The sequence below is a fragment of the Vampirovibrionales bacterium genome (assembly GCA_016712355.1).
In the GTDB taxonomy this organism is placed as follows: Bacteria; Cyanobacteriota; Vampirovibrionia; order Vampirovibrionales; family Vampirovibrionaceae; genus JADJRF01.
Window position 1 is genome coordinate 770995 of the sequence record JADJRF010000005.1, and the last position, 8849, is coordinate 779843.

Genomic DNA, 8849 nt, shown 5'->3' on the forward strand with positions numbered 1-8849 from the left:
GGTGGCAAAGTCGAAACGATTCTATGAATGCAGCGACTGCGGGGCGGTTACGGCCTCGTTTCTGGGTCGTTGCCCCGATTGCGGCGCGTGGGGCGCACTCGTAGAAAAATCCGTGACGGATCCCGCAGAAGCTCGCGCGATGGCGCTGGGCCTCTCGTCTGGGGCAAGAACTGCGCGCGTGGCCGCCGCTTCGACGATTGCGCTGGGGGCGGTGACGGGAGAATCCGGCGCGCGCCTGACGACCGGATTTACCGAAATTGATCGCGTGCTGGGCGGCGGCCTGATGCCGGGCAGTTACGTATTGCTGGGCGGCGATCCGGGCATCGGGAAATCCACGCTGATGCTGCAACTGGCCGAACGCCTGTCGCCGGATGCCGACGGTATTTTGTATGTGGCGGGTGAAGAATCCCCGTTTCAAATCCGCCAGCGCGCCGAACGGCTGGGGCTGCGCGTGGCGGCGCTGCAACTGTGCGTCGAGTTGAATGTTCAGGCGCTGGCGGCAACCCTGGAGGCGCAATCGCCCACGCTGGTAATCGTCGATAGCGTTCAGGCCCTGTATCACCCGGACGCCTCCGGCGCGGCGGGCAGCGTGACGCAGATCAAGGCCTGCGCCAGCCTGCTGATGACGCTGGCCAAGACCCGCAACATCTGCATCATTCTGATTGGCCATGTCACCAAGGACGGCGCCGTGTCGGGTCCCAAGCTGCTGGAGCACACGGTTGACACGGTGCTGTATCTCGAAGGCGATAAATATAAGACGCTGCGCATCCTGCGCTCGGTGAAAAACCGCTTCGGCGCCACGCACGAGATCGGCGTTTTCGAGATGACCGAGGCCGGTATGAGCGAGATGAGCAATCCCAGCGCCCTGTTTTTGTCTCAGACCAGTCGTCAGGGCTTGCCGGGCAGCGTCATTGTCGCGGCCATTGAAGGAACGCGTCCGGTACTGGTTGAGGTACAGGCGCTGGTTGGACAAACCGCCTATAGTACGCCCCGGCGTCTGGCCAATGGCGTTGAACTTAACCGGCTTCATCAGATTATCGCGGTTCTGGAGCGCCGCGTGGGCCTCGATTTATCGCGCCACGACGCCTATGTGAACGTGGTCGGCGGCTTGCGGCTCGACGATCCGGCGGCGGACCTCGGCGTGGCGCTGGCGATTGTCTCCAGTTGGCGCGACGTCGGCGTGCGTCCATCTCTGGCCTTGGCTGGCGAAATCGGTTTGACAGGAGAAGTGCGGCCTGTGCGGATGGCCGATCGACGCATTCAGGAAGCGGCTCGGCTGGGCTTGCGACGCCTGGCGCTTCCGGCGGATTCGACTCTGGGGGCTCCGGCGGATGCTGACGCCTTTGAGCTGCTGCCGGTCGCCAACCTGATGGATGCGCTACTGGCGTGTCTGCCGTCTGCCGCGCGGCCTCTTGGTTCCGCGCGGCAGACGGGCTATAATGCCGCCCATCCGCAGATCCCCTAACGAGAGTGCTGGCCTGTGACGACCCCTGAGACTCCTATTACCGACGATATGTCCATTCCTGAAATCGTGACGCGCTATCCGCGCACCGAAGCCGTGTTTCGACGTCTCGGCATTGACCCGACATATAAGGCGCTGGCTCATGAGTCGCTCAAGGCGAGCGCGCTGGTCAATCAGATTGATACCAACACGCTCCTGACGGCCTTAAATGAAGAGGTCTCGCAGCCGTGATGGCGGAAACGCCGTCGCTGCCGCCCCCCTCGTCGGAGCGTCCCGCATCGCGCGCCGATCGTCAGGCCGCGCTCTCGCCGCTGGTGACGATCGTGCTGCTGAATTACCGTGGGGCGGATGACACGCTGGCATGTCTCGCCTCGCTGGGAGAGCTGACGTATCCGCGCTTTGAAATCGTCGTGGTTGATAACGATTCGCGCGATGATTCCGTCGAGCGCCTGCGCGCCGGCGGTTTTAGCGGGCGGCTGATTCAGGCGCGCGAAAACGGCGGCTTCAGCGCCGGGAATAATCTGGGCGTGGAAGTCGCCTTGCATAACCGCGCCGACTACGTCTGGCTCCTCAATAACGATACGGTGGTCGAGCCCGGCGCGCTGACGCATCTGGTGGCGGAAGCCGAAAAAACCGGCGGTCTGGCCGGATCGTTGCTGCTGTATCCCGACAGAAGCTTTCAGCAGGCGGGCGTCGCCATCAACTGGCGCACAGGCGGCTCGCGCGGCGTGGCGGAAACCGCCCTTTATGACGGCATGCCTCTGACGGCGCTGAGCGGCGCCAGCATGCTGATTCCCATTAAAGTGATTCAACGCATTGGGCCACTCGACGAGCGGTATTTTCTGTATTTCGAAGATGTAGAATACTGCCTGCGAGCGGCCCGCAAGCGCTATCCCGTGACGCTGGCCATCCGCTCGCGCGTGTTTCATAAAGAAGGCGCCAGCACAGGCAAGCGCAGCGCCGCCACGCGCTATTATTATCAGCGTAATCGTCTCAAGGTCTTACTCTCGTATGCGACGCCCTTGACAGGTCTCTCGATTCTGGCGTATTCGCTGTTTCGATGGGCGCGTAGTCTGGTAAAAGGACTGGGCGGCGATCCCGATCGGCGTCTGGACGCCCGCGTGCATACGCTGGCGATGTGGGATTTTCTGCGCGGGGTCAACGGTCCGTGTCCGCACGCGCTGGAAAGGCCGTCGTCGCTATCCGACTTACCCGTCCTCGGCGTCGCCGCGCGATCATGAGCGTCGTTTGCAAGGCGCTGGTGCTGGCAGGCGGCAAAGGGGCGCGCTTGCGACCGCTTACCTACGCCATGGCCAAGCAATTGGCGCCGGTGGCCAACAAGCCGATTCTGTATTACGCCATGGAATCGCTGTGGGAGGCGGGTATTCGCGATTTCGGCGTCATCATCAGCCCGGAAACCGGCGCGGCGATTCAAGAAGCGCTGGCGCGCTGGCAGCGTCACAAACAGCAGTCGTATCCTGGCGAAACGCCTTGTCGCATCACGTTTATTCCGCAAGCTGAGCCCGCTGGTCTTGCTCACGCGGTTGCCATCGCGCGTCCGTATCTGGGCGACGACGCGTTTATCATGTATCTGGGCGACAACCTGATTAATGGCGATTTGCGCGGTTTAATGGACGCTTTTGAGGCTGCGCGCGATCAGGCGGCGTCGATTCTGCTCACGCCCGTGGAAAACCCCTGCGCTTTTGGCGTTGCCACGCTGGATGAAGACGGTGGCGTGCGCCAATTGATTGAAAAGCCTCAAAATCCGCCGTCGAATCTGGCGCTGGTAGGCGTTTACCTGTTCCGCCCGGCGATTTTTGACGCCATTGCCAAAATTGCTCCCAGCGCGCGTGGCGAACTCGAGATTACAGACGCCATTCAGCGTCTGATTGATGACGGCTGCGGCGTTTTGAGTCGAATTCATCAAGGCTGGTGGCTGGATACCGGCAAAAAAGACGACCTGCTGGCCGCCAATCGCCGGATTCTGGCGGAGATGCCGCCGGACTCCGCCTCGATTCGCGAGGCCTGCTGCGATCAAACGCAGATTGAGGGCGCCGTCCGCATGGGCGCGCGATCGCGTTTGACGCGCTGTCGAATTGTCGGCCCTGTGGTCATTGGCGACGATTGCGAACTGCAAGACGCTACGCTGGGGCCTGACGTCAGTGTCGGCGACGGCGTGCGGCTGGTCGATTGTCGTCTGCGCAACAGCGTGATTCTGGAGCGTTGCGAGATTGTCCGCGTTGCGCCCGTGATCGCTGACAGCCTGATGGGTCAGGCGTGTCGCATCGGCCCGCTGAATGTCGGAGCCGGTTCGACCGGCGCGCTGCGGCTGTTGCTGGCCGACGATTCAATTCTGGAAGGCGTTGCAAGCGACGGCCTTTAGTACCCCTCAACAGGAAAATCAGCCGCGCGCTTGACCGCGCGCCGCGCGCCCAGCGTATCGCCCAACTCCAGCAGGTTGCGGGCCAGATCATCGTAGGCCGCCCGATGGCCGGGCGCATGGGCGAGGACCTCTCCCAGCGCCTCGTTGGCGGTTTGCAAGTCGCCCAGCCAGTACAGAATCCGGCTGCGCTCGTACTGGCAGACGATCAGGCTGGGGTCTTCTTCCAGCGCCTTACCCAGACAGGCCATTGCCTGATCGAAATCTCCCGCGCGGATGTAAACGCGGGCCAGTCGTCGCCATTGCGCCGCTTGGGCGGGATATAGCGCAAGACTCTGGCTATAGAGCGCAATTAATGCGCCAATTATCTCTGGCGACGTACTCTCGTCGCACAGACCGTCCGGGCCGGAAAACTCCGTTAATTCCGCCAGCGTATTCAGCAGGCGATAGGATTCCAACGGCGGCGGAGGGTTTAACGAGGCGATCGCTTGGCGCAACAGGCGTTGTGCCTCAGCGCTGTCGCCTTGATCGCGTCTCATCAGCGCGTCTGCCCACTGTGGCCAGAAGCGTTGCGAGGCGTCCGTCGCCGCGCAATACGCCTGAGTGAGAAGCGCTTGCGCGCCGTCGAAATCCTGCCGCAGGCGCCGAAGCTGGATGCGCGCCGCCCAGGCGCGTCCTAGCCCGCGATCCGCTTTGAGGGCGCGACGAAACAGAACGTCGGCCCGCGCAAATTGTAGCCGGGCGCAGGCCACGCGGCCTTGCCCCAATAGCGCAGGCGCATGGCCGGGCGCAGACAGCAGGGCGTGGCTGAACGACTGATAGGCTTGCGGCAGAAGCGCTTGCGCAAGTTGGGCTTCACCAAGCGCCGTCCATGCCTGATAATGCGCCGGATGAAGGTCAACTGCGCGCCGCAGGGCCTGCGCGGCTTTGTCCCAACGTCCGTAGCGGGCATGGCCGGCGCCCAGAGCGTAATAATAGGCAGCGTCAAACGGATCGGGCTCGATCCGTCGGGCTCTGGACGTGTTTACTATCAAGAGGGAAGCGCTCATCAACGGGTGAATCTCCTGTGGGGGTGGGCGCAATGCAATGCAAGGCAAGACCAATTGACACAAAAGGCGATAGCGAGACCTGAACGGGAAAGAGAGCGGCGTGTGACGGTTAACTCGAAGGATGGAGCGGATGCAGTCTGCGTCAGCGCATCGCCAAATCTGCCAGACTCACGCCGTCGGGCTGACCGTCGGCAGAGGCGAGTTGCTGGTAGCGGGCCAAGAGCGATTGCGCCATGGGATCCTGTTTGCTTGCGGCCGTTTCAAGTTCTGCGCGGCTTAACTGGCCGTTTCGATCGGTATCGACCGAGGCCAGCCAGCGCGCCGATTGCGTCAGGCCGCCCAGAGAAGGCGCTGTGTCTGGCGATGCGACGCGATGGGCGAGTTTCTCCAGCGCGGTGACGCTGCGGCTGAGCAGGCCCTGAAAATCTCCTGCGCGTCCGCCTGCGCCTGCTGTCAATCGATCGAGAGCCTTGCCGGCGAGCGCAACCCCCAGCGGAATCAAGGGCGAAGCGCTGTTGGACGCCGCCAGAACGGACGATAGGCGCATCAACGTCTCTCTCCTATTTTGGGTGAGTGGACATCCCTACGAACGAAGATTAAAAAACCAGTCATGCCGGGGCGCTGGCGAGAAACCCCTCTCGTCGCCCAGCGTCGGACTTCATGACGATCGTACCGGGGGGGCGGGCGATTGCCCTCCTCCAAATGGGGCATTTGCATGTAACGAATCATGAATGCAGCGCGTGGACCGCCTCTTCTGGATCAGGAGTTGTCATAAGCAATCGCCGACGGGCGAACCCGTCGGCGATTGAAGGCCGGAGATGGTCGGCGTTATTTCTTGCCGGAGACCAGCTCTTTGAATTTTTTTCCGGCGGAGAAAGCGGGAACGGTTTTGGAGGGAATCTTCAGCGGGCTGCCGTTCTGCGGGTTGCGACCCGTACGAGCGGCGCGCTTGCGCGGCTCAAACGTTCCGAATCCGACCAGCGTCACCCGTTTGCCCTTGGCGACCGTACGCTGAATGATGTTCAACGCTTCGCTTACCACGTCCGAAACGCTTTTTTGCGAGTGTTTCGTCTTGCGGGCGACTTCCTGTATCAGTTCTTCCTTGTTCACGAGAGGAATTCCTCCATCCTATGTGGCTACAGTACGTCGCCTGAACGTGGGGAGCGCATCCCCCAGCGCGTACAAGGCGATTATACAGATGAACTTCAAATGCGGGAAGCCTTTTGCGGGCATCAAATCCCTACTTTCGTAGCAATATTGGCCGAATCTCTTATGTCAAAGGCGTTTACGACACGCAAGCGCTCTCAAATTAAACCCTGAATGCCACGCCAGAAAGTTTACAATTGTTAATAATTGGCGCTTTAGCTTCTATATAGAAGAAGAGCGCGATGTCCTCAAAAATTAATTTCCGCGAGAGCATCGCGCATGGAACGACTTTGAGAGGGCTCTCGGGGTCTGTTAAGAAACAACTCGACGCGAATAGGGCGCTTGTTGGGGCGAATTGCGGCCCATCAGCCGAAGAATCTAGAGCGTCCCTGCCATCAGGGCGTAGAGCTGGGCAAAACACTGATCCGCATCGTCATTCACCACGAGGGCGTCAAATTGATCGGCCATGGCCAGCTCTTTTTCGGCAATCGCCAGACGCGCGGCAATATCGTCGGGCGCGTTCGCGCCGCGGCCCTGAAGACGCCGGGCCAGTTCGCCCAGCGAGGGCGGAGCCAGAAAGATCAGGCAGGCGTCAGGAATGGCGGCGCGGACCTGCATGGCCCCCGCCGTCTCAATCTCCAGCAGAACGGTAAAGCCTTGGGCGCGCTGCGCGTCAACGCCTGCTTTGGGCGTTCCGTAGAAATTGCCGTTGTACTCGGCCCATTCCAGAAAGGCGTCGGCCTCGATCTGCGCCTCAAACGCCGCGCGAGACCAAAAAAAATAATCGACCCCGTCTTGCTCCTGCGGACGCGGCGGGCGACTGGTCGCCGAAACCGACAGGCGTATCCATGGCGATGCGGTGATCAGGCGCTGGCACATGGTGCCCTTGCCGACGCCCGACGGCCCTGCGATGACCATCACGCGCGCCGGGCGGCAAGAGACGGCGCGCTGCGAAGAATCCTCGGGCGGGAGGGCGGGAGATGATGAGAACACGTCTATAATAATAACAAAGGGTTGACTCTCAGGATATTGGAATCCTGTCTTAAAGATAAGAATGACGATGAGAATGGCTACGTATGTCCGCCGCTGAGCATTCGGGCGCGCCGCGCGTGATGATTGTTGACGATGAGCCGATGGTCACAGCCAGCGTCTGCACCATGCTGGCGCTCGATACCGATTACCAGACGTTTCCTTTTAACCATCCGGGCCAGGCGCTCGAAGCGTTAGCCGACATTGCCCCTGACGTGGTGATTTCCGACTTTCTCATGCCTGAAATGGATGGGCTGGCCTTTTTACGGGCCGTTAAGGCCAAATTGCCCGAAAGCACGCTGATTCTGCTGACCGGCTATGCCGATAAGGAAAACGCCATCGCCGCCATTAACGCCGTTGGCATCTATAAGTACATTGAAAAACCCTGGGACAACGACGTCCTCAAACTCAGCATCAAGAACGGTCTGGAACGGGCGCGCCTCCTGGCCGACTTGCGCCGCGCCGTGAGCGAACTCACCGACGCGCAGAGTCAGCTTCAGGCGTACAATCAACGTCTGGAAACGCTGGTAGAAGCTCGCACCGCCGATTGGCGACGCGCGCACCGACAACTCGCCTCCATTGTGGAAGAAACCGCTGATGGTATTATCACGCTGTCGCCGCAAGGGCGCATCGAAACCATGAACCCCGCTGCGCGTCGTCTCTGGCGCGCCCGTCGTCTGGCCGACCCGGAACGCCTGTCCTCAGAGCCGCTGCCCCTCGATTGGCCGATTGATGACGTTCTCACCGTGGCGGCAGGCGCGCCGCCCATCAGTCGCCTGCTGTTGAGCGCAGAGGTCTGCATGGCGAGCGAGGCGGCCTTGGGCGAAACCATCGTGGAGGCGAGCGTCGCCCCCTTGCGCGACCCCGTTGACGGAGGCGTCCTGCGCCAGGCGGCCCAGGAACCAGATGCCTCTCTCGGCCCGGCCGCCCCGGCCCCCACGGCCTTGCTGGGCTTTGTCCTGGTGCTGCGCGATATTTCCGCACGAAAAGAAATGGACCGTCTGCGCGACGATTTTGTCTCTACCCTTACCCACGATTTACGAACGCCTTTGCTGGCGGCCATTCAAACGCTGGCCTTCTTCGAAGATGGTTCGCTGGGGCCGCTCACGGATCGTCAACGCGAATTTTCCGCCATGTTGATCCAGAGTCAGCGCGACTTGCTGGGACTGGTGAACGTTCTGCTGGAAGTCTACAAATATGAGTCGGGTCGTCAGCGGCTGGTGCTGGACGCGGTGCCGCCCGCCCCGCTATTGTCGGGCATCTGCCGCGAGCTGGAGGCCTTGGCCCGATCGCGCGAGCAGACGTTCTCGCTGTCAATCTCGCCCGCCCTGGCGCCGCTGTGGGGCGATAAGCAGGAATTGCGCCGCGTGTTTATGAATCTGCTGGGCAATGCCTTGCACCATACGCCTTCTGGCGGCCGGATTGAGGTCGGCGCGCGCGCCGAAACCGACAGCGCGACGATGACGCTGTGGGTGCGCGACACGGGGCGCGGCATCCCCAAAGCGGATCAGGCGGCGCTGTTTCAGCGGTTTTTCCAGAGCGCCAGCAAGGTGCGCAATTCCGGCACAGGCTTGGGCCTGTATCTCAGTCGGCAGATTGTCGAGGCTCATCGCGGCGATATCTGGGTGGAAAGCGTGGAAGGGCAAGGCAGTTGTTTCTACGTCCGCCTGCCGCTTGAGCCGGTTCAGACAGCGGGCGACGACCATGGCGCTGGCGTCGTCGCGGCGATGGTCCGCGACGGCTCGCTGAATCCCTGAAGGCTGCGATCCGCTTTAAATTTTTC

Annotated in this window: 9 protein-coding genes; 5 read left to right on the plus strand and 4 right to left on the minus strand. The window is 61.5% G+C overall.

What is annotated here, in order from left to right; translation table 11 throughout:
- Nucleotide 1 precedes the first annotated feature (1 nt).
- The 4 genes from radA to IPK79_04945 are packed head-to-tail and all read left to right on the plus strand — an operon-like array spanning nt 2 to nt 3845.
- On the plus strand, nt 2–1465 hold the full coding sequence (gene radA / locus IPK79_04930; GenBank protein MBK8189775.1) for a DNA repair protein RadA: 1464 nt from the start codon (nt 2–4) through the stop codon (nt 1463–1465).
- 15 nt (nt 1466–1480) lie between these two features.
- On the plus strand, nt 1481–1693 hold the full coding sequence (locus tag IPK79_04935) for a hypothetical protein (GenBank protein ID MBK8189776.1): 213 nt from the start codon (nt 1481–1483) through the stop codon (nt 1691–1693).
- On the plus strand, nt 1690–2703 hold the full coding sequence (locus IPK79_04940) for a glycosyltransferase family 2 protein (protein MBK8189777.1): 1014 nt from the start codon (nt 1690–1692) through the stop codon (nt 2701–2703). Before IPK79_04935 ends, IPK79_04940 begins: the two co-directional genes overlap by 4 nt.
- Complete coding sequence (locus IPK79_04945) at nt 2700–3845, plus strand: glucose-1-phosphate thymidylyltransferase (protein MBK8189778.1); 1146 nt, start codon at nt 2700–2702, stop codon at nt 3843–3845. Before IPK79_04940 ends, IPK79_04945 begins: the two co-directional genes overlap by 4 nt.
- On the opposite strand, the gene IPK79_04950 is transcribed toward IPK79_04945, so the two are convergent.
- The 4 genes from IPK79_04950 to gmk form a co-directional block, all read right to left on the minus strand.
- Nucleotides 3842–4891: a tetratricopeptide repeat protein gene (locus IPK79_04950; protein MBK8189779.1), complete on the minus strand. Its 1050-nt coding sequence runs from the start codon at nt 4889–4891 to the stop codon at nt 3842–3844. The genes IPK79_04945 and IPK79_04950 overlap by 4 nt on opposite strands.
- Nucleotides 4892–5033: 142 nt before the next feature.
- Nucleotides 5034–5438 carry a hypothetical protein gene (locus IPK79_04955; GenBank protein MBK8189780.1) on the minus strand — a complete coding sequence of 135 codons (405 nt, stop codon included), beginning with the start codon at nt 5436–5438 and terminating at the stop codon, nt 5034–5036.
- A gap of 281 nt (nt 5439–5719) precedes the next feature.
- Complete coding sequence (locus tag IPK79_04960) at nt 5720–6001, minus strand: HU family DNA-binding protein (GenBank protein ID MBK8189781.1); 282 nt, start codon at nt 5999–6001, stop codon at nt 5720–5722.
- A gap of 414 nt (nt 6002–6415) precedes the next feature.
- Nucleotides 6416–6955, minus strand: coding sequence for a guanylate kinase (gmk, locus tag IPK79_04965; protein MBK8189782.1), 540 nt, complete (start codon nt 6953–6955; stop codon nt 6416–6418).
- A 158-nt stretch (nt 6956–7113) separates the two neighbouring features.
- Between gmk and IPK79_04970 the strand changes: the two genes are divergently transcribed.
- The gene (locus IPK79_04970) at nt 7114–8823 is read left to right on the plus strand and encodes a hybrid sensor histidine kinase/response regulator (GenBank protein MBK8189783.1); all 1710 of its coding nucleotides are present in this window, start codon (nt 7114–7116) and stop codon (nt 8821–8823) included.
- The last annotated feature ends 26 nt before the right edge of the window (nt 8824–8849 follow it).